The sequence below is a fragment of the Actinomadura rubrobrunea NBRC 15275 genome, from assembly GCF_001552235.1.
In the GTDB taxonomy this organism is placed as follows: Bacteria; Actinomycetota; Actinomycetes; order Streptosporangiales; family Streptosporangiaceae; genus Spirillospora; species Spirillospora viridilutea.
The window spans coordinates 87778-106438 of sequence record NZ_BCQU01000001.1 but is presented as its reverse complement, the minus strand read 5'-3'; the positions used below and the strand labels follow the sequence as shown (position 1 = coordinate 106438).

The following is an 18661-nucleotide window of genomic DNA, read 5'->3' as shown; positions in this document are numbered from 1 at the left end:
GTTTCCGGTTCGACGGCACGCGGGTCGGGCTTTACCCTCGGACGAACCCCGGGTGACCGCGATCACATCACATCGATGGGGCCGGGACGCGAGTCGGAACGTCTCATGGGGGGCCGTCAGGCCGCATGAGCCGGCGTGACTCGGCGTAACCATGCGCGTTCGCACTTGTCACGACAAGCAGGCAGCGCCCTACCATTTGGCAGGGCTTGGTAAAGCGACCGCATGCGAACGCCTGACGGCGTATCGGCGGAACATGGCCGCAGTGGGAGGAAACGACCGTGAGCACGGTGTTGGTGCGGCGTGGGGAGAGACGCAAGCCCCCGCCGATGCCGCGCGGGGAGATTCTGCTGGAGTCTCCGCCGGAACTGCCGGAGCTGATCCCGCAGGGCTTCCAGGCGGTGATGACCTACCTTCCCATGTTGGCCGGCGCGGGCGCCATGGTCTTCATGATGGTGGGCCGGGGCGGCGGGACGCTGCAGTACGTGGCCGGCGGCATGTTCGCGGTCTCGATGTTCGGCATGATGCTCGGCCAGGTCGGCCGCAGCAGCGGTGAACGCAAGATCAAGCTGAACAACGAACGGCGCGACTACCTGCGTTACCTCGGCCAGGTGCGGCGCAAGGTCCGCCGCGCCGCGCAGCAGCAGCGCGAGGCCATGGAGTGGAACAACCCCGACCCGGCCTCGCTGTGGTCCCTGGTGATGAGCGCCCGGCTGTGGGAGCGCCGCCCGACCGACGAGGACTTCGGGCAGATCCGGGTCGGCACCGGCGCGCAGAAGCTCGCCGTCCAGCTGATCGCCCCCGAGACCAAGCCCGTCGAGGACCTGGAGCCGATGAGCGCCGGCGCGCTGCGCCGGTTCATGCGGACGCACGCCAACGTCCCCGCCCTGCCGGTCGCCGTGTCGATGCGGTCGTTCGCCCGCATCGTCCCCACCGGCGACCCCGAGGCGGTGTACGGGCTGGTCCGCGCGATGATCGCGCAGCTGGCGGCGTTCCACAGCCCCGACGACGTCCGGATCGCGGTGTGCGCCTCCCGGGACCGCATGCCGTGGTGGCAGTGGATCAAGTGGCTGCCGCACAACCTGCACCCGACCGAGTACGACGCGGCGGGGCAGGTCCGGCTGATGAGCGAGAGCATGACCACGCTGGAGGCGATGTTCGGGCCGGAGGTCAAGGACCGGCCGCGCTTCCAGCCCGGTCTGTCGCACGACGACCTGCCGTACCACGTCATCATCATGGACGGCGGGCAGGCGTCCTACGACTCGCAGCTCGCCGCCGACGGCATCGAGGGCGTCATCATCATCGACCTCACCCAGTCGACGGCGCCCACGCACGAGTCGACGATGCTGCGGCTGCACGTCACCAAGGACCGCATCCAGCGGCTCACCAAGGACCGCACCGGCAAGGACGTCGGCACCTCGATCGGCAAGCCGGACAACTTCACCCTGCAGCAGGCCGAGGCGCTGGCGCGGCAGCTGGCGCCGCTGCGCACCAGCGCCGCCGCGGGGCCGGAGACCGAGGACGCGCTGTCGGCGTCCACCACCGTGACGTCCCTGCTGGGCATCGAGGACCCGTTCCGGGTGAACCCGGCCGAGACGTGGCGGCCGCGCGCGCCGCGCAACCGGCTGCGCGTGCCGATCGGCGTCGACCCCGAGGGCCGTCCCGTCCACCTGGACATCAAGGAGTCGGCGCAGGGCGGCATGGGCCCGCACGGGCTGCTCATCGGCGCCACCGGTTCCGGTAAGTCCGAGACGCTGCGCACCCTGGTGCTGGGCCTGGCGCTGACGCACTCGTCCGAGATCCTGAACTTCGTGCTCGTCGACTTCAAGGGCGGCGCGACGTTCCTCGGGATGGAGAACCTCAACCACGTCTCCGCGGTCATCACCAACCTCGAGGAAGAGCTGCCCCTGGTCGACCGCATGTACGACGCCCTGCACGGCGAGATGGTCCGCCGTCAGGAGCTGCTGCGGGCCGCGGGCAACTTCGCGTCGCTGCGCGACTACGAGAAGGCGCGCGAGCAGGGCGCCGACCTCAAGCCGCTGCCGACGCTGTTCCTGGTGCTGGACGAGTTCTCCGAGCTGCTGTCGGCCAAGCCGGAGTTCGCCGAGCTGTTCGTGATGATCGGACGTCTGGGCCGGTCGCTCGGCGTGCACATCCTGCTGGCCTCGCAGCGGCTGGAGGAGGGCAAGCTGCGCGGCCTGGACACGCACCTGTCGTACCGCATCGGTCTGCGGACGTTCTCGGCGCAGGAGTCGCGGGTCGTGCTCGGCGTGCCGGACGCCTACGAGCTGCCGTCCGCGCCCGGCCACGGCTACCTGAAGTTCGGCACCGAGTCGATGACCCGGTTCCGCGCCGCGTACGTGTCCGGGCCCGCCACCGAGGACCTGCAGCCCAAGCAGTCGAAGGGCAAGACCCGGGTGGTGCGGCAGGTCGTGCCGTACATCCCCGACTACATCCGTCCGCAGATCATCGAGGAGCCGCCCGAAGAGCAGCAGCCGCAGCACCCGCAGGCCGACACGCAGGCGACGCTGTTCGACGTCGTGGTCAAGCAGCTGGAGGGGCACGGCCCGCCCGCGCACCAGATCTGGCTGCCGCCGCTGGACGAGCCGCCGACGCTGGACGAGCTGCTGCCGACGCTGGCGGTGTTCCCCGAGCTGGGGCTGACCGCCCAGCACGAGGCGTGGCGCAACCGGCTGCACGCCGTCATCGGCATCATCGACAAGCCGTTCGAGCAGCGCCGCGACCCGATGTACGTGGACCTGTCCGGCGCGGCCGGCAACGTCGGCATCGGCGGCGCCCCGCAGACCGGCAAGTCCACCATGCTGCGCACGCTGATCGCCTCCTTGGCGCTGCTGCACACGCCGCAGCAGGTGCAGTTCTACTGCCTGGACTTCGGCGGCGGCACGCTGAGCGCGTTCGAGGGGCTGCCGCACGTCGGCGGCATCGCCAACCGGTTGGACGCCGACCGGGTGCGCCGCACCGTCGCCGAGGTCACCTCGCTGCTGGAGCGGCGCGAGCGCGAGTTCGCCGAGCGAGGCATCGACTCGATGGCCACGTACCGGCGGATGCGCGCCTCCGGTGAGATCAGCGGCGACGGGTACGGCGACGTGTTCCTGGTCGTGGACGGCTGGATGACGCTGCGCCAGGACTACGAGAACCTCGAGCCGGTCATCACGGACCTGACCGCGCGCGGCCTGGGCTACGGCATCCACGTGATCGCCACGGTCAACAAGTGGTCGGAGTTCCGGATGAACATCCGGGACCTGTTCGGCACCAAGCTGGAGCTGCGGCTCGGCGACCCCTACGACTCGGAGATCGACCGCAAGCTGGCGGCGAACGTGCCCGAGGGGCGTCCCGGCCGCGGCCTGACCCGCGAGGGCCACCACTTCCTGACCGCGCTGCCGCGCCTGGACGGCCAGTCCGACGCCGACAGCCTCGCCGACGGCGTCAAGAAGCTGGTCGACGCGATCGCGACGAACTGGCACCACCCGGGGGCGCCCAAGGTGCGGATGCTGCCGTCGCTCCTGCCGGCGTCCGAGCTGCCGTCGCCGAACGAGACGGGCAGCCGCATCCCGATCGGCATCGACGAGGACTCCCTGTCGCCGGTCTACCTGGACTTCTCGGCGGAGTCGCACTTCCTGGTGATCGGCGACACCGAGTGCGGCAAGTCCAACCTGCTCCGGCTGATCACCAAGGGGATCATCGACCGGTACGGGCCGGACAAGGCCCGGATGATCTTCATCGACTACAGCCGGTCGCTGCTGGACGCGGCCAACACCGAGCACCGCATCGGGTACGCGGCGTCCTCGGCGGCCGCCGGGAGCCTGATCAAGGACGTCGTCGGGGCGCTGCAGCAGCGGCTTCCTCCCGCCGACCTCACCCCCGACCAGCTGCGCGACCGGTCCTGGTGGACGGGCGCGGACCTGTACCTGATCGTGGACGACTACGACCTGGTCGCCACGTCCAGCAACCCGCTGGCCCAGCTGGTGGAGCTGCTGCCGCAGGCCCGCGACATCGGGCTGCACCTGATCGTGGCGCGGGCGTTCGGCGGCGCCGGACGCGCGATGTACGACCCGGTGCTGCAGCGGATCAAGGAGATGGGGTCGCCCGCCCTGATCATGTCCGGCAACAAGGACGAGGGCGTGCTGCTCGGCAACATCAAGGGGCAGCCGCTGCCGGTCGGCCGCGGCCACTTCATCGACCGCCGCACCGGCACGCGCCTGATCCAGACCGCCCACCAGGAGTGACCGAGCGGCCGTGTCGCGGCGTCGGCGGCGCCGCGACACGGCTCCCGGGACGGGGCCCCGCGCCCGGCGGTCCCGTCCCCGACCTCCGTGACCCGCAGGAAAGGCGAACGAACAAATGGCGGAATTCAGCCTCGGTGAAGGCTTCGAGCGCTTCCAGCGCGATATGGAAAAGACCATGGGCGACTTCACCAAGATGCGGGAGCGCATCAACGAAGCCGTCGGGAAGGGGGAGGCGGCCGAGGGCCGGATCACCGCCGAGTACCGCATGGAGGGCGGGCTGACCGCCCTCAACCTGGACCCGCGCGCCCTGCGGCTGCCCGCCGTGGAGCTGGCGGAGGAGATCCGCAAGGCGGTCAACGCGGCCTCCCAGGACCTGCAGAAGCAGGTGCAGGAGGCCAGCTCCTCCATGTTCAAGATGTCCGACGACCCCAAGCAGGCGATCGACCCGTCGGCCGCCCTCGCCTCCCTCGACAAGATCGCCAATGGTTTCGCGGGGCAGATGCGCGAACTGGCCCGCGAACTGGGGGTCCAGCAGCAGCGCGCCAAGGAGGCCATGGAGCAGTACCGCGGCCCCGGCCGTCCCGGCGGCCCCCGCTGAACGCGCCCAGCAGAGAAAGACCCCCGAGACCAAGAGGTCCCGGGGGTCTTTCCGTATGCGCGCTGTCGAGTTGTTGGCCGTCAGGCCGTCTGCTCCTCGGCGTCCCGGCGCGGCTCCGAGTGCGGATGAGCAGGTCAGATCGGCACGAGGGGGCCGTTCAGCCGGACTGCCTGAGAGTGATGGCGACAGGGGTCATCTCTAGAAGTGTGGCGAGCGGCTCCGGGAGTTGGCAGTGCAATCGCAGGGTGTAGGTGCCGCCGCCGCGGAAACGGCCGTTCCAGGCGAGGGTCGCCATCGTCCTTCCGGCGGGGTCGTTGACGGACCATTCGCGTTTTCCGTCGCTCGCGACTCCGCCGGACGATCCCTCCACCGGCGTGAAACCCCGCTGGTCGGATCTGGTGACGGCCAGAGTGCAGAGCAGCTGATTGTTCGGGTCGAGGAGTTGCAGCGCTCCGAGGCCGATGCGTCCCTGGAACCCTTCTTTGGAGTCGGTGAGCTGCCCGAACAACGCACCGTTGGGGGCCACCACGAAGACGGGCGGAAGGTGCCGCCCGCCCATTCCCGGCGGGGGCTGGTGGTCGGGCCGGTCGATGAAGCACAGCGGCGCGCCGTCCGGGCGACTCACCACGAGGGCGGCCCGGCCGCTGGTCGTCGACGGAGCGGCTCCGAGCCACCGCGCGAAGCCGCTCTTCTTCTGCCCCACCGTCTGCACAGCGGTGGCGAGCACGGCGCCTTGAGCGTTTCTGAGCTGGAAGTTCAGGTGCACCGAGGTCTGCTCGACATGCACCACCGGCTCATTGAACATGCGTCACTGTCCCACTTCTGACCGGCCGTCTCCGGGGGAGCGGGGTGCCCTTGGCCGACCGGAACTGAAGCCGATCACCACGGCGGGCGGCAGCGCGAACTGGGCGGCGTCGGTCTCCAGCTGCGCCACTCCCATCAGGGTGTTGTACGAGTTATACGCGGTCACGGCTCCGCCCTCCCCAGAATCAGACCTTCTTGACGGTGCCGAAGTCTTCGGCGGCCGCGCCGGACGCGGCGAAGAGGGTGGGCTGATGCCCTGGTCCCGGGAGGAGATCGCGGCGCGCGCTGCGGCATGCGCGAACGCGGGGACGACCCGCGGGCGGTCCGTTCGTCCCTTCAGAGGTCGGTCATCAGGGCGAAGGCCAGCGGCGACGCGATGAGAAGGGTGCGCAGCGGCTCCGGGAACTGGAAGGACAGGCGCAGCACGCCGCCTTCGAACCGGGCGAGCTGCGTGCCGTTGGCGTCGGTGTAGACGCAGTTCTTGCCGCCGATGAAGCTCTCCAGGTGGCCGCCGCTTTGGATGGGCTCCCAGGTGACGTCGCACAACGGCCGGTCCTGGGCGTCGAGCAGCCGGTGCGCCTGCTGCACGGTGCTGCGCCCGCCCGGCACGGCGCGCATGCCTTCGAGGAAGCTCTGCGCGAACGCCGCCGCGTTGTGCACGACGCGCCCGATCAGCCGTCCGTCGGGCGCCACGACGGCGCAGGGCGGCTCGAGAGCCGACATCTCCTGCCCTTCGGCGCGGTCGACGAAGAACAGCTGCGTGCCGTCGGGGGCGTCCGCGCGCACCACGGCGCGGGAGCGGTCCGGGGACGCCGAGAAGAAGCGCTTCAGCCCGCGTTTGGGCTCCGGTCCGACGACCTGCGTCACGTTGGCGAGCAGCGCGCCGTCGTCAGGGCGCAGGATGTGGAAGTGCCGCTGCTCTCCGGCTTCCCGGTACGCGAGGGCCGCGTTGTCGTACAGGCTCATACCAGGTCCCACGGCGGCAGCTCGCTGTCACCGACGGCCGTTTCGGTCTTGTGCTTCCATTCGCCCTTGCCCTGGCCGTCGTTGGTGTACTCGTGCTGCTGCTTGTAGACGTCGCCGCCCTGCCACTGGCCGCTGACCTCGCCCTTGCCGGTCCAGCCGCCGGTGCCGGTGTTGTAGCTGCCCTCGACGCCGCCGGAGCCGCCGATGCCGGTGGCCTCGTTCTCGTATCCGCCGTTGATGCCGCCGGAGAAGATGTTGTTGCCGTCCTTGTCCTCTTCCCAGCCGGCCTTGCCGCCGACGTTCACGCCGGTGGGGCTGGTGTACTTGTACTCGCCGTCGACGCCCTGCCAGCCGCGGTCGCCGTACTTGGTGTGGACGCCGAACTCGTGCTCGCTGCCGCCGGTGGTCTGGATCTTGGCGCCGCCGCCGATGTTCCAGGTGCGGTCGTAGTTGCGGTCGGCGTCCAGGTCGATCTCCTGCAGCGGCCTGTTGACCTTCGGGTTGCGGTTGAGCCAGGCCAGGCCCGCGTTGGCGGCGTTCTGTCCGAGGTTGGCCAGCGCCGCGCCCGCGCCGGTGGCCTGCGCCTGCATGAAGTCGGCGAGCGCCTGCTTGTTGCCGCGGCCGGCCTCGACGACGGCGGACAGCGCGCTGCCGCCGGCGAACACCGCGGCGCCCATCTGCCCGGCGGCGGCCAGGATCGCGGTGGCCACATGTGTGATCGTCAGGCAGGTGCCGGCGGTGGTGAGCATGCCGGCGTACGCACCGGACCCGACGACCGTGGCGATCGCGATGGCCGCGGCGGCGGCGAGCGCGGCCAGGAACGTGCCCATGGCGACGGCGAACACCGCGTACGCCATCAGCGCGTAGGCGAGGACGGTCAGGGTGATGCCGATGGCCATGCACAGCGTCTGCAGCACGGCAAGCTGGGCGCAGAACTCCTGCACCTTGGCCTCGTACCGGGGACGGTCTTCAGCCGACCAGTCCTGCTGAGGGATGGCCGACACGCTCTTGCGCAGGTCGTTGCACAGCTGCTCGATCTGGTCGGCGGCCTTGCGCCACTCCTGTCCGGCCTTGTCGAGTTCGACCGCCTTGCCGGTGGACAACTTGAACTCGAAGCTGATCATCATGGCCGGCGGCAGCAGGACGGACGCCGCGGTCGCCTCGGTGGTGGCGATGTTCATCATGCTGTCGGACAGCGCGAGCGTGCTCATGCCTCACCCCTTCCGTGGGTCGGTGGGCTGCCCTCAGGCCGTGCCGTGTCGGCGGGCCGTCATGCCTTCTTGACGGTGCTGTTCTCTTCGGCCGCCTGGTAGTTCTTGGCGGTCGTCTCGATGCCCGAGGCGAACCGGTCGAGCATCTCCCGATGCGTGCGCAGGTCCTCGAAGGCGAACTGCAGGGCGCCCGGGTAAGCCATGGCCGCCATGGTCATGGTGATGCTGAACGATCCGCCTTCGAGGTTGTAGACGCCGTCGGCGTTCAGCGTCTCGGTGACCTTCTCGAGGGCGGGAATGATGTCGCTCCGCAGTTCCTTGCCGTGTTGCGCGATGCGTTGCGGGTTGATGTCGAGGGTCAACTGCATCAGTCCTTCGCACGCCGGTAGCGAGGGGAAGACCGGACGAGCGTGCCGCCCGCGGCCGCGTCGACGGGTCCCGCCGCAACGGGAACCCACCGGGCTGTCACACAGCGTAGGCCATGTCCGTTTCCGAGAACACACCACATGGTGAATCACGCAAATTGACACCCGGAGTCGTCCTCTAGAGTCTGAGAATCTGCCGGGAACGACACGGCGACCTCACGAGTCTGAGAAGTCGGCCGGGAACGACAGGACGACGCGCTGGAGGCGTGGCCATGAGATGGACGGCGGTCACCGTGCTGGCCGGTTGGCTCGCGACCATGCTGCCCACCACGGCGGCCCACGCGGCGCCGGCCGCGTCCGCGCCGCAGTGCCGGCCCGAGCGCGGTTCGCTGACCCGCCAGCAGATCGTCCAGGAGCCGTGGGCCCAGCAGATCCTCAACATCAGGGCGGCGCACGAGAAGGCGACCGGGCGCGGGGTGCGGGTCGCCGTGATCGACAGCGGCGTCACCGCGGAGAACCCGCAGCTGGCCGGGCGCGTGCTGCCCGGCGTCGACCTCACCAAGACGACCCCGCGCGACTGCGTCGGCCACGGCACCTGGGTCGCCGGGATCATCGCCGCCAAGCGCGGGGTCAGCCCGTTCTACGGGGTCGCTCCGGACGCCCAGATCATTCCGATCAAGTTCGCCAACCAGGCGGCCAACATCGACAGCGGTCTGGCCGCGAAGGGCATCGAGGCCGCGATCAAGCTGAAGGCCGACGTCATCAACGTCTCCACGCAGTCGATCTCCGACGATCCGCGCCTGCGCGCGGCCGTGCAGCGCGCCCTGGCCGCGGGCATCGTCGTCGTGGCCGCGGCCGGCAACGTGGACCCCAAGAACGGCGGCACGCCCGAGCCGATGTACCCCGGCGGCTACCCGGGCGTGATCTCGGTGGGCGCCGTCGACCAGAGCGGCCAGATCACCCAATTCTCCAACCCCAACACCCCGGTGTCGGTGATCGCGCCGGGCAAGGACATCGTCACCACCGCGCCGGACGGCACCTATGCCGTCAAGGACGGCACGAGCTTCGCCACCCCGATCGTCGCGGGGGTCGCCGCGCTGATCAAGGAGGCCCATCCCGACCTCACGCCCGCGCAGATCAAGCAGCGGATCGAGCAGACCGCCGAGGGCAGCAAGGGCCCGGGCAGCGGCGCCGGCATGGTCAACCCGTACGAGGCGGTGACCGCCGTGATCTCCGGCGGCGCCCCGTCCGGCGGCACCGGGCCCGCCGCGGGCGCGGTCGCCCCCGTCAAGATCGTCATGCCGGAGAAGCCCGACCCCCTCACGCGCAACCTGGCGCTGAGCATCGCCGGCGGCGCCCTGGCGCTGTCGGGGATCGTGGTGGCCGGGGGCATGCTGATCCCGCTCGGCCGCCGTCGGCGCTGGCGTCCCGGACGCGCCGTCACCACTCCGGGGGACGGCGACGGCGCGGGACGCCGTTTCCGCTGACCGGCGCTCGGACCGTCGCCTCCCATGTCGGGGCCCGGGATTAGCATCGGGCGGGTGGAACCCCCCATGTCGCCGCCACCGCCGCGGACGTCTCCGGAACCGGCGCGGCGCCGCCGGCTCCTGCCCGCGTCCGCCGTCGGCGCGGTCGCGGTGCTGGCGTCGGTGCTGTGGGCGACGGGCGGGCTCAAGGAGACACCCCAGGAGCCGGGCAAGGCGCCGGGCAAGCCGATCGACCTGGGCTGGTTCGACGTGACCGTGCGCGACGCCCGGATCGCCACCGTGCAAGGAGTGTTCGACAAGACGCCGCAGCGGCGCATCGTGGTGCGCCTGCGCGTGGTGAACAAGGGGAAGGAGACGGCCACGCTGGGCCGCGGCGGGTTCGCCGACGGCGTGGCGGCCCGCACCGCGAAGGGCACGTGGCTGCGGCCGGACGAGGTGGAGGGCACCGCGGCCGGTGCGCCGACCGACGTGGTGCAGCCCGGCCTGCCCGTGGAGGCGGCCGCGCAGTGGCGGCTCGGACCGCAGGACTCCCCCGCCACCTTCACCGTGGGCCTGCGCAAGTGGAAGTTCGACAGGGGCTTCACCGACACCTCGTTCCGCTGGCGGCTGCAGGCGGAGAAGGGCGACGCCCTGGCCGGACGGCTCACCCTGCGGGTGGCGCGCTCATGAACGCGGGCAGGCTGCTCGTCAAGGGGGGCGCCGCGGTCGTCGGCACGGCGCTGCTGGCCGCCGCGATGTGGCTGTACGACCGGAAGCCGAAGGTGGAGGAGACGCTGCTGGACCCGATCCGCAGCACGGGCCGGATCGGCCAGGTCGTGGCCACTCCGCGGTTCCGCGTCCAGGTCCATCGGGTGGAGGCCGCGCGCTCGCTGCGGGCCTCGTCCGTGGCGCCGACCGCGGCGCCGGTGCGCACCGACGGCGTCTACCTGGTGGTCCGCGTCCGCGGGACGAGCGTGCGCGAGCCGCTCGCGCTGCGGTGGGTGCGCCTGGAGACGCCCGGCGGCTACGTCTACCGGGACGGCCCGAGGCGGACGGCCGCGCAGGACTTCCCTCCGACCTTCCAGCCGATGATCTGGGACACGGTCGTGTACGTCTTCGAGCTTCCGCCGCGCCGCCTGGCGGGGGCGCGGCTGGTCCTCGGGGAGGGCGGGCTGCTGCCGCAGCTGTCGGCCGCCGCCGAGATCGACCTCGGACTGACCCGGGCGCGCGCCGACGAGCTCGTCCGCCGCGCCGTCGACGGCTACGACCTGCGGGCGGCGGCACGATGACGGCACCGTGGTCTTCGCCCCCGCCCGCGCACGGGCCGCACGAGCCGAACCCGCTCGAACAGACCCGTCCGGACCCTCCGACCGGGCCCGTGATGGGACGGTACAGCAGGAACGCGGCATCGCTCCGCAGGGCCGGGCGGCCAGGCGAGGACGCCGGCGGCGCGGCCGGGGCGGGACGGCCGTCCGACCAGGCGACGATCGGCGCCGGCGAGCCGCCCCGGCAGTCCGGCGACCAACGCACCGAGCCGCAGCCCGGGCGGTCGGACGGGGCGTCCGCCGACCGGGCGGACGACGCGTCGGACGAGCGGGCGGGGCGGTCGCGGCGACGGCCGCGGCCCGGTGATCGGCGGTTCCTCGAGGCGATGGCGCTGGCGGCGCTGCTGCCCGCGCTGATCGGGGTGCGCTGGCTGGACGACACCCGCAACATCCAGGAGCGGCTGGAGCGTCCGGAGAAGCCGACCGTGGTGGCCAAGGGCAAGGTCGGCACGCTCGCCGAGACCCGGTGGCTGTTCGTCCGGCGGACGGTCGGCCCGGCGCCGCTCAACCCGCAGCCGGACGCGGCCGAGGTGCGGATGGTGGTGGCGATCAGGCCGCTGACGCCCGCCGGCGCCAAGGCCGTCGGCTCGAGCGGGATGACCTACCGGCTGCGCGACGCCGAGGGGCGGATCTGGAGCGCGACGGCGCTGCCGTCGTCCCCGCCCCGCGCCGGCGCCACCGCGATGATCGTCGTGCGGGGCGTGGTGCCCCGGGTCAAGGCCGAGACGGTGACGCTGGAAGTTCTGCCGTCGGCGGCGTCCCACCCGAAGGGACCGCTGCCTTCGCTGCGGTTCGCATCGTGACCCTGGCCAGCACGAGGTTGAACGCGGCCGCCAGCAGGCAGATCCGCAGGATCTGGAAGACCAGGGCGGTGCCGAAGCCGATGAGCGTGAGGCGCGGCACCCACCAGACCGCCGGATGCGCGCCGACCAGCTCGTAGACCTGCCGCCGCGCCAGCCGCTCGGCGACGTCCAGCCCCGTGAACAGCACGCAGAACACCCCGAACGGCACCACGCCGGACCGGCGCACCAGCCGCAGCCCGTACCAGGCGGGCAGCCACAGCTCCCGGATGCCGCGGGTGGCGATCTCCCGGGGGCTGCCGGTCCGGCCGACGCCGCCCGCGCGGGCGATCCGCCGGGCCGTGCGGCCGCGGCCGAGCACGACCTGCTCGTCCCGGGCGTCCAGGCCCAGCACCACGCCGGCGATCACCAGCCAGATCAGCGAGCCGAGCACGGCGTGCTTGAACGGATCCCACAGCTCCAGGCCGTCGCCGATGACCTGCTCGACCCAGCTCCAGGCGCGCCGGTCGGCGATCCAGTCGCCCGCCTCGTTGCGCAGGTGGTCGATGGTGAAGATGCCGAACAGGGCGAAATTGATCTCCAGGAAGGCGAGCAGGACGGCGGTGGAGCCCGTCAGCCGCCGCTGCACGAGCCATTCGAACGCCACCTTGAGGACGAAGAACCCCCCGGTCAGGCCGATGGCCAGGGGCACGTGCCGTTCGAGGGTGATGAGCATGCCCAGGCCCTCGAGCTGGCCGTCGAGCCCGCCCTCGGCGAACCCCCGGCTCTGCGCCATGTTGACGAACTCCCGGGCGTCCTCGCTGTGCAGGCCCCACGCCGTGTAGAACACCATGAACGGCAGGATGGCCCGGCTGAGGGCCTCGACCATCGACTCCTGGTTGCCCACCGCCCACGGCGTGAGGTCGCCGCTCGGCCGCCGGGCGTACACGACGTCCAGCCCTTCCCGGACGCAGTGCACCATCGCCACCGCGACCGTCAGGGAGATCATCACCAGCAGGCTGACCGTCATCAGCGGGGCGATCGAGGCCGCGGCGCCCTTGAGGTGCCCGAGGCGGTAGCCGCCGTACATCACCCCGTACCGCAGGAACTCGCCGACGGTGAACCACAGCGCGAGCGGCAGGGCGAACCGCGCCGCGAGCTTGAGCGTCGCCCACGGCAGGAGAATGGGGGAACGCGCGGACAGTTCGGGCATCCCGTGGATGCTACCGAAACGCGGGATGACCCAAAATCAGACCGTCGGTAATCTGCCCTGGCATGAACGTTCCGCCGAAAAGCCATGGGGCCGGCGTTTGCGCCGCATTGTCAATCATCTCCGTGATCCTTTGCGGGGTCTTCGCGTTCATCACATTGGTGGCCGCCACGGCTGAGTGGGAAGGCGACGATCCGAACTGCGGAACGGGCCGGGACACCGACCTGGGGTGCTACTACCGCGAGCAGGCCATCCGGGAATCGGGTATCGCCCGGAACGAGGCCGGCACGAGGATCGCCATGTCGTTCGTCATGGCGTTCGGATTCGCGGCGGTCGCGCTGGCCGGGTGCGCCGTCGCCTACGCGACCAACCGGGGCCCGTCCTGGAAGGACTTCGCTCGTGCCGCACAGGGCAAGGGGCCCGGGGGTCCCGCCTTGCCGCAGCAGCCCCAGCCGGGCGCGGCGCCGCAGCCCTTCCCCTCGCCGCAGCAGCCGGGCGGTCCGCCCGCCCAGCCGGGCGCCCCGGGGTCCGGCGCCTGAAAAGCCGAGGACCCCGACGTCCCGCCTGGGCTGACGTCGGGGTCCTGGAGATCGCTTGCGACCCGGCCGGACTCAGATGGCGACTTCGACCGCGGCCACCTGGCCGGTCTTGGCGGTCACGGTGGTGTCGACGCTCACGCCGCCCGCGGCGAGCACGCGGATGGTCCAGTCGCCGTCGGCGGCGAAGAACCGGAACACGCCCTCGTCGCCGGTGACGACCTCGGCGGTGAATTCGCCCGTCGAATCCAGCAGGCGGGCGTAGGCGCTGCTCACGGGGGCGCCGTCACGGGTCACCACCTTGCCCTGGATGACGGCCTCGTTGGAAAGGTCGACGGTGGCGGGCAGATGCGCCGTCTGCGCGGGCGCTGCGCAGCCCTGGGTGGTCATGGGTTCCTCCACATCTCCGGGACACGGCGGGCACGGCCGCCGCGCGGCTCGGGCGGTCTGGTCGCGGCCGAGTCGGTCTCGGCCGGGGGTGTTACTTGGCCTCGCCGAGCTCGATCGGCACGCCGACCAGCGAGCCGTACTCGGTCCAGGAGCCGTCGTAGTTCTTCACGTCGGGAAGGCCCAGCAGCTCGTGCAGGGCGAACCAGGTGTGCGACGAGCGCTCACCGATGCGGCAGTAGGCGATGACCGGCTTGGACAGGTCCACGCCGGCCTCGGTGTAGAGCTTGCGCAGCTCCTCGTCGGACTTGAAGGTGCCGTCGTCGTTGGCCGCCTTCGACCACGGGATGTTGCGCGCGGTCGGCACGTGGCCGGGCCGCTGCGCCTGCTCCTGCGGCAGGTGCGCGGGGGCCAGCAGCTTGCCGGTGAACTCGTCGGGCGAGCGCACGTCGATGAGGTTCTTCGTGCCGATCGCGTCGACGACCTCGTCGCGGAACGCGCGGATGGCCAGGTTCTGCTCCTTGGCCTTGTACTCGGTCTTCGGGCGCTGCGGCACGTCGGTCACCAGCTCGCGGGAGTCCAGCTCCCACTTCTTGCGGCCGCCGTCGAGCAGGCGGACCTTCTCGTGGCCGTACAGCTTGAAGTACCAGTACGCGTAGGCGGCGAACCAGTTGTTGTTGCCGCCGTAGAGGATCACCAGGTCGTCGTTGGCGATGCCCTTGTCCGACAGCAGCTGCTCGAAGCCGGTCTTGTCCACGAAGTCGCGGCGGACCGGGTCCTGCAGCTCGGTCTTCCAGTCGATCTTGACGGCGCCGCGGATGTGGCCCTTGTCGTAGGCGGACACGTCCTCGTCGACTTCGACCAGGACCAGGCCGGGGTCGTCGAGGTGGGCCTCCACCCAGTCGGCGTCCACCAGGACGTCGGAACGGCTCATGCGGGAACCTCCCTGTCGGAGCGGATCTTCGAAATGAAACGGTGGACCAGCAGGTACATCTCGCAGCCGAGGCAGAACCCGAACGCCGCGTTCAGGAACGCCGCGGCCAGCGCGCAGGCGGTCGCGCCCATGCCGAGCCATCCGATCCCCGTGGCGTACCCGGCCGTTCCGACCAGGGCGAAGGCCAGGCCTACGCCCTGAGCGAATCTAGGCGGACCGGCGGGCTCCAGTTCCCGTGGCGGGCCCAGCCGGGGACGCACCAGCAGCCGGAAGAGCAGCGCATACGGGCTCCGTCGCACTCCGAACAGCGTCGCGATGGCGAACACCGCGGCCTGGAAGGCGAGCAACCACACGTTCGCGGTCACCAACACCGCGACCAGCACCACCGTGGTGACGGCTGCGGCCCAACGCTGCCCACGCGGGTCAACCTGCATCGGGGTGCTCCCGGCGGAAGAGGAGGCGTGCGTACGACGAGTCGAACGAGATCCAGTGGAGCGCTCGGGGGCGGATGTGGGCTTGGATGCCTCAGGCCAGACGACAGAGCGCGGTGGCCACGCGGCAGAAGTCGACCGCGCGACGCTTCGTGAGCAGCTGCTCTGTCCGGTAACGCACGAAGCGATGGTAAGCCGCCGATCGGCGCCCTGTCACATCTGTCTCGGCTGTCGAGACAGTGACATCTCTTTTGACGCAGGTCAGCGCCGTGTCGCTCACGAAAACAACAGGGAACGTGACCTTCAGTACACAGTCGGGGCCGCGGTCACGGGATGGCCTCGCCCAGAGCGGCGATCACGTCGGCCTTGCGGGGCTGCCCGGTGGCGGTGCGCACGACGCGACCGGACGCGTCCAGCACGAACACCGTGGGGGTGCGCACCACGCCCAGGCGGCGCACCAGGTCGAGGTTGCTCTCGGCGTCGATCTCGATGTGCGCGACGCCGTCGACCATGGCGGCCACCTCGCCCAGGATCCGGCGGGTGGCGCGGCAGGGGGCGCAGAACGCCGACGAGAACTGCACCAGCGTGGCGCGTTCGCCGAGCTCCGCCCCGAGATCGGCGGCCCCGAGACGCTCGTCCACCCGCCCGGCCCCCTTCCTCGCGCGCAACACGCCGTCGCGCCGCCGCCGGACCAGCCCGATCACGGCGGCGGCCGCCAGCACCGCCGCCGCGGCCACGGCTCCCTCGACGGACATCGTCACGACACAACCGTCGCACGGCCCCGGTTCTTCCGCCGCACCCGGACCCCGCGGGCGGGCGGTCACGCCCGGACGGTCAGGATCGGCCTCCCCTGCACCGTGACGATCTCGAACGAGAAGATCTGCTCGCGCCGGAACATCGTGGAGGCGTCGTACCGGCCGTATCCCTTGCCGTAGGCGACGTACCAGCTCCCGAGCGGGTCGCGTCGGCCGTCCCTGGCCACCGCGTACCACTTGCAGCGCGCCCCGCGCGGCGCCCCGGCCAGGTACAGCTCCACCTTGGTGCCCCACTTCTTGTCGTAGAGCATCACGTACGCGTCGATCTTCGAGCGCGGGTCGGAGGCGGCCAGCCGCACGGCGGGCGGGGTCGCGTCCGTCGGCCGGGGCACGGCGGTGACCGTCCGCTCGGCCGCGGGGCGTCCGTCGCCGAACGGTCTGACCAGGCCGCCGAACAGCATGCCCGCCAGGAACATCAGGCACGCGGCCGCCGCCAGCGGCGCCCACCGCAGGCGCCCCGTCCCGCCCGCGAGGCGGCGGAGCGGTCCCTTCCGTTGTTCGGCGGCGCGCGCCAGCAGCGAGTCGAGCAGCTCCGGCGGCGGGCCCGCGGCCTGCGTGATCTGCGTCTCGTCGACCCGGCCGAGCAGCGCGGGCAGCCCGGCCAGCCCGGCCAGCTCGTCCCGGCAGGCCGGGCAGGTCTCCAGATGCGCCTCCAGCCGGCCGCGCTCGGCGGCGTCGATCGCGCCGACGACGTACACGCCGAGCGCCGCCCGCGCCTGCGCGCACTCGTTCATGGCGCCAACCCCCGCTCCTCCAATGCGAGTTTGAGCGCCCGCAACGCGTAGTAGGTCCGGGACTTCACGGTGCCGGGCGGGATGCCGAGCGCCTCGGCCGCCTCGGCGACCGACCGGCCCCGGTAGTAGGTCTCCACCAGCACGGCCCGGTGCTGCGGGCTGAGGTCGGCCAGCGCCTCGGCCACCGTCCACGACTCCAGCGCCCGGTCGATGTCGTCCGACCCGGCGGTGGCGGCGGCCTGCTCGTCGATGTCGGTCACGGGCGGACGGGCGCGGCGGGCGCGGTGGGCGTCCACGACCAGGTTACGCGCCACCGTGAACAGCCACGGCCGCACGGGGCGCCCCACCAGCGCCTCCGGGTGCCGCCATGCGCGCAGCAGCGTCTCCTGGACGACGTCCTCCGCCTGTGTGCGGTCCCCGCCGGTCAGCCTCAGGACGTAGCCGAGGAGGGGACCACCGTGCTCTCTGTAGAGGGCGCGCAGCAACCCCTCATCCGCCGTGGGACCCACACCACCTTCACGTCCCGGGTCCCTCATCGGTTCATCCGGACCGGCGGCGGGCGGCGTTCAGCTGTTGCGCAGGTCGTTGAGCCGGACGTTCTCGGCGGTCGCGGCCACGCGCAGACCGCTCGCCGTCGGTTCGATCTCACTGATCCGGGAGCCGACGGGCAGCTCGGTGACCGGCACGGTCCAGGTGAGCTGCTGCCGCAGCACGCCGAGCGGCACCTGCAGGCCGCCGCCGGCCCCGACCGACACCGGCGAGATCGCGATGCCGCGGGAGGTCGGCTTGACCCGCAGGACGGCGCTGCCGGACACCGGGAAGCCCGCGATCGACCCGGCCAGCTCGACTTCGAGGTCGTCGCCGTGCGGGGCGATGCGCCGCACCTCCCGCGGCGCCCGCTTCCTGATCACGTCGTAGGGCACCACCGCCGAGGCCGTCGCCGTCCGCGCGGTGACGTCGGCCGCGGACCCCTTGGCGAGCTCGGACAGCGGCGCCTCCACCCCGCGCATCTCGATCTTCACGTCGTGCACGGTGACGCCGCGCTCGGTCCAGCGGCCGAGGTCGACGTCGATGCCCTTGTACTCGCCGGTGAGGGCCTGCAGCAGGAAGGAAAAGCCGTGGAAGGTGACCTCGGGGGGCGTGGACAGGTCGTACTGCGCCGCCACCCGCCGGCCGATCTCGTCCTCGGCGCGGTTGCGGGCGATGGGATCGGCGATGGCGCCGAGCACGCCCACGACCACGGCCAGGAAGAGCAATACAACCAGTAGCTTGCGCATGCCTCTCCTCGGGTCCCCGCGCGGGGGCAGGCGGTACGGTCGCCCCACGATAATGCCGTTTGTCCGTGGTGCGTCCCGTCGCTCTGCGGAATGACTTCGCGGAGCGCCCGCGTACGCCCCCGGCGGGACGCCGCGGGTCAGCCGCCCGCGAACGGCGGGAGGACCTCGACGACGCCGCCTTCGGGCAGCGTCACCGTCTCGTGGGGCCGGGCGCCGACCGGGTCGCCGTCGATGAGGTACGAGCTGCGGGCGAGCACCCGCCGGAAGTCGGCGCCGCGGCCGTCCCGCCCGGCCGCCGCGGCGAGCGCCTCGGCCAGGGTCGCGGCCTCGTAGGGCTCCTGCTCCACCCCGGCCGCCGCCTTCGCCGCCGCCCAGTACCTGATCGTTCCCTTGGCCATGGTCACCAGCCGTCGAGTTCCGCGAGGACATGCGTTCCCGGCACCGATGATTCCATCCCGCGGCCGTCGCCGGCCGGGCGGGCATCGGTTCGCCGTTGCCGCCGAGGCCCCCTCGGATATTCTTGAGTGGTTAGGGATCCGGGCGATGGGGCCGTGGAGTTCGTACGAACGCCTTGGCCAC

At 71.6% G+C, this 18661-nt stretch carries 22 protein-coding genes; 7 read left to right on the top strand and 15 right to left on the bottom strand.

Features of this window, described 5'->3' with window-relative positions; translation table 11 throughout:
• Positions 1 to 278 precede the first annotated feature (278 nt).
• Together eccCa and AR3_RS00440 are read left to right on the top strand one after the other, a co-directional pair.
• Entirely contained in the window at positions 279 to 4244 is a 3966-nt protein-coding gene (gene eccCa / locus AR3_RS00445; protein WP_067906736.1) for a type VII secretion protein EccCa, read from the top strand.
• A 115-nt stretch (positions 4245 to 4359) separates the two neighbouring features.
• Entirely contained in the window at positions 4360 to 4842 is a 483-nt protein-coding gene (locus AR3_RS00440) for a YbaB/EbfC family nucleoid-associated protein (protein WP_067906734.1), read from the top strand.
• 157 nt (positions 4843 to 4999) lie between these two features.
• Here the strand turns inward: AR3_RS00440 and AR3_RS00435 are convergent, their stop codons facing one another.
• The 5 genes from AR3_RS00435 to AR3_RS00420 form a co-directional block, all read right to left on the bottom strand.
• A complete protein-coding gene (locus AR3_RS00435) occupies positions 5000 to 5647 on the bottom strand; it encodes a hypothetical protein (protein WP_067906732.1) in 648 nt (215 codons plus the stop codon).
• A 3-nt stretch (positions 5648 to 5650) separates the two neighbouring features.
• Positions 5651 to 5812 carry a hypothetical protein gene (locus tag AR3_RS30115; protein WP_157406588.1) on the bottom strand — a complete coding sequence of 54 codons (162 nt, stop codon included), beginning with the start codon at positions 5810 to 5812 and terminating at the stop codon, positions 5651 to 5653.
• A 170-nt stretch (positions 5813 to 5982) separates the two neighbouring features.
• A complete protein-coding gene (locus tag AR3_RS00430; protein WP_067906731.1) occupies positions 5983 to 6612 on the bottom strand; it encodes a hypothetical protein in 630 nt (209 codons plus the stop codon).
• Positions 6609 to 7823 carry a hypothetical protein gene (locus tag AR3_RS00425; RefSeq protein WP_067906729.1) on the bottom strand — a complete coding sequence of 405 codons (1215 nt, stop codon included), beginning with the start codon at positions 7821 to 7823 and terminating at the stop codon, positions 6609 to 6611. Before AR3_RS00425 ends, AR3_RS00430 begins: the two co-directional genes overlap by 4 nt.
• 59 nt (positions 7824 to 7882) lie before the next feature.
• Positions 7883 to 8185 (bottom strand): hypothetical protein, encoded by a 303-nt coding sequence (locus AR3_RS00420; RefSeq protein WP_390097592.1) that lies wholly within the window; start codon positions 8183 to 8185, stop codon positions 7883 to 7885.
• Positions 8186 to 8460: 275 nt separating this feature from the next.
• On the opposite strand from AR3_RS00420, the gene AR3_RS00415 reads away from it, so the two are divergent.
• The 4 genes from AR3_RS00415 to AR3_RS00400 all read left to right on the top strand — a co-directional run bounded on the left by AR3_RS00415 (position 8461) and on the right by AR3_RS00400 (position 11782).
• Positions 8461 to 9675 (top strand): S8 family serine peptidase, encoded by a 1215-nt coding sequence (locus AR3_RS00415; protein ID WP_067906726.1) that lies wholly within the window; start codon positions 8461 to 8463, stop codon positions 9673 to 9675.
• A gap of 54 nt (positions 9676 to 9729) precedes the next feature.
• The gene (locus AR3_RS00410) at positions 9730 to 10344 is read left to right on the top strand and encodes a hypothetical protein (protein ID WP_146150277.1); all 615 of its coding nucleotides are present in this window, start codon (positions 9730 to 9732) and stop codon (positions 10342 to 10344) included.
• A complete protein-coding gene (locus tag AR3_RS00405) occupies positions 10341 to 10943 on the top strand; it encodes a hypothetical protein (protein ID WP_067906722.1) in 603 nt (200 codons plus the stop codon). The genes AR3_RS00410 and AR3_RS00405 overlap by 4 nt, the downstream gene beginning before the upstream one ends.
• 92 nt (positions 10944 to 11035) lie before the next feature.
• Positions 11036 to 11782, top strand: a complete 747-nt coding sequence (locus AR3_RS00400) for a hypothetical protein (protein WP_067906720.1) — start codon at positions 11036 to 11038, stop codon at positions 11780 to 11782.
• On the opposite strand, the gene AR3_RS00395 is transcribed toward AR3_RS00400, so the two are convergent.
• Complete coding sequence (locus AR3_RS00395; protein ID WP_067906718.1) at positions 11694 to 12971, bottom strand: hypothetical protein; 1278 nt, start codon at positions 12969 to 12971, stop codon at positions 11694 to 11696. The genes AR3_RS00400 and AR3_RS00395 overlap by 89 nt on opposite strands.
• A gap of 62 nt (positions 12972 to 13033) precedes the next feature.
• Between AR3_RS00395 and AR3_RS00390 the strand changes: the two genes are divergently transcribed.
• Positions 13034 to 13507 (top strand): hypothetical protein, encoded by a 474-nt coding sequence (locus AR3_RS00390; RefSeq protein ID WP_146150276.1) that lies wholly within the window; start codon positions 13034 to 13036, stop codon positions 13505 to 13507.
• Positions 13508 to 13579: 72 nt separating this feature from the next.
• On the opposite strand, the gene AR3_RS00385 is transcribed toward AR3_RS00390, so the two are convergent.
• The 9 genes from AR3_RS00385 to AR3_RS00350 form a co-directional block, all read right to left on the bottom strand.
• Complete coding sequence (locus tag AR3_RS00385; RefSeq protein ID WP_067906715.1) at positions 13580 to 13894, bottom strand: DUF1416 domain-containing protein; 315 nt, start codon at positions 13892 to 13894, stop codon at positions 13580 to 13582.
• Positions 13895 to 13985: 91 nt separating this feature from the next.
• Positions 13986 to 14825, bottom strand: a complete 840-nt coding sequence (locus AR3_RS00380) for a sulfurtransferase (protein WP_067906712.1) — start codon at positions 14823 to 14825, stop codon at positions 13986 to 13988.
• The gene (locus AR3_RS00375; RefSeq protein ID WP_067906710.1) at positions 14822 to 15259 is read right to left on the bottom strand and encodes a DUF4395 domain-containing protein; all 438 of its coding nucleotides are present in this window, start codon (positions 15257 to 15259) and stop codon (positions 14822 to 14824) included. The genes AR3_RS00380 and AR3_RS00375 overlap by 4 nt, the downstream gene beginning before the upstream one ends.
• 91 nt (positions 15260 to 15350) lie before the next feature.
• The gene (locus tag AR3_RS32840; RefSeq protein WP_390097622.1) at positions 15351 to 15437 is read right to left on the bottom strand and encodes an Ms5788A family Cys-rich leader peptide; all 87 of its coding nucleotides are present in this window, start codon (positions 15435 to 15437) and stop codon (positions 15351 to 15353) included.
• 145 nt (positions 15438 to 15582) lie between these two features.
• Positions 15583 to 15897, bottom strand: a complete 315-nt coding sequence (locus tag AR3_RS00370) for a TlpA family protein disulfide reductase (RefSeq protein ID WP_227023201.1) — start codon at positions 15895 to 15897, stop codon at positions 15583 to 15585.
• 179 nt (positions 15898 to 16076) lie between these two features.
• Positions 16077 to 16805 (bottom strand): anti-sigma factor family protein, encoded by a 729-nt coding sequence (locus AR3_RS00365; RefSeq protein ID WP_067906707.1) that lies wholly within the window; start codon positions 16803 to 16805, stop codon positions 16077 to 16079.
• Entirely contained in the window at positions 16802 to 17341 is a 540-nt protein-coding gene (locus tag AR3_RS00360) for a sigma-70 family RNA polymerase sigma factor (RefSeq protein WP_067906704.1), read from the bottom strand. The genes AR3_RS00365 and AR3_RS00360 overlap by 4 nt, the downstream gene beginning before the upstream one ends.
• A 30-nt stretch (positions 17342 to 17371) precedes the next feature.
• Complete coding sequence (locus AR3_RS00355; protein ID WP_067906702.1) at positions 17372 to 18082, bottom strand: LmeA family phospholipid-binding protein; 711 nt, start codon at positions 18080 to 18082, stop codon at positions 17372 to 17374.
• A 137-nt stretch (positions 18083 to 18219) separates the two neighbouring features.
• A complete protein-coding gene (locus AR3_RS00350) occupies positions 18220 to 18480 on the bottom strand; it encodes a MoaD/ThiS family protein (protein WP_067906887.1) in 261 nt (86 codons plus the stop codon).
• Between the last annotated feature and the right edge of the window lie 181 nt (positions 18481 to 18661).

Excerpts from the sequence above, each read along its gene's own strand:
- AR3_RS00440 (WP_067906734.1), top strand. The coding sequence starts at position 4,360 with ATGGCGGAATTCAGCCTCGGTGAAGGCTTCGAGCGCTTCCAGCGCGAT.
- AR3_RS00435 (WP_067906732.1), bottom strand. The coding sequence starts at position 5,647 with ATGTTCAATGAGCCGGTGGTGCATGTCGAGCAGACCTCGGTGCACCTG.
- AR3_RS00430 (WP_067906731.1), bottom strand. The coding sequence starts at position 6,612 with ATGAGCCTGTACGACAACGCGGCCCTCGCGTACCGGGAAGCCGGAGAG.
- AR3_RS00425 (WP_067906729.1), bottom strand. The coding sequence starts at position 7,823 with ATGAGCACGCTCGCGCTGTCCGACAGCATGATGAACATCGCCACCACC.
- AR3_RS00415 (WP_067906726.1), top strand. The coding sequence starts at position 8,461 with ATGAGATGGACGGCGGTCACCGTGCTGGCCGGTTGGCTCGCGACCATG.
- AR3_RS00405 (WP_067906722.1), top strand. The coding sequence starts at position 10,341 with ATGAACGCGGGCAGGCTGCTCGTCAAGGGGGGCGCCGCGGTCGTCGGC.
- AR3_RS00400 (WP_067906720.1), top strand. The coding sequence starts at position 11,036 with ATGGGACGGTACAGCAGGAACGCGGCATCGCTCCGCAGGGCCGGGCGG.
- AR3_RS00395 (WP_067906718.1), bottom strand. The coding sequence starts at position 12,971 with ATGCCCGAACTGTCCGCGCGTTCCCCCATTCTCCTGCCGTGGGCGACG.
- AR3_RS00390 (WP_146150276.1), top strand. The coding sequence starts at position 13,034 with ATGAACGTTCCGCCGAAAAGCCATGGGGCCGGCGTTTGCGCCGCATTG.
- AR3_RS00385 (WP_067906715.1), bottom strand. The coding sequence starts at position 13,894 with ATGACCACCCAGGGCTGCGCAGCGCCCGCGCAGACGGCGCATCTGCCC.
- AR3_RS00380 (WP_067906712.1), bottom strand. The coding sequence starts at position 14,825 with ATGAGCCGTTCCGACGTCCTGGTGGACGCCGACTGGGTGGAGGCCCAC.
- AR3_RS00375 (WP_067906710.1), bottom strand. The coding sequence starts at position 15,259 with ATGCAGGTTGACCCGCGTGGGCAGCGTTGGGCCGCAGCCGTCACCACG.
- AR3_RS00365 (WP_067906707.1), bottom strand. The coding sequence starts at position 16,805 with ATGAACGAGTGCGCGCAGGCGCGGGCGGCGCTCGGCGTGTACGTCGTC.
- AR3_RS00360 (WP_067906704.1), bottom strand. The coding sequence starts at position 17,341 with ATGAGGGACCCGGGACGTGAAGGTGGTGTGGGTCCCACGGCGGATGAG.
- AR3_RS00355 (WP_067906702.1), bottom strand. The coding sequence starts at position 18,082 with ATGCGCAAGCTACTGGTTGTATTGCTCTTCCTGGCCGTGGTCGTGGGC.
- AR3_RS00350 (WP_067906887.1), bottom strand. The coding sequence starts at position 18,480 with ATGGCCAAGGGAACGATCAGGTACTGGGCGGCGGCGAAGGCGGCGGCC.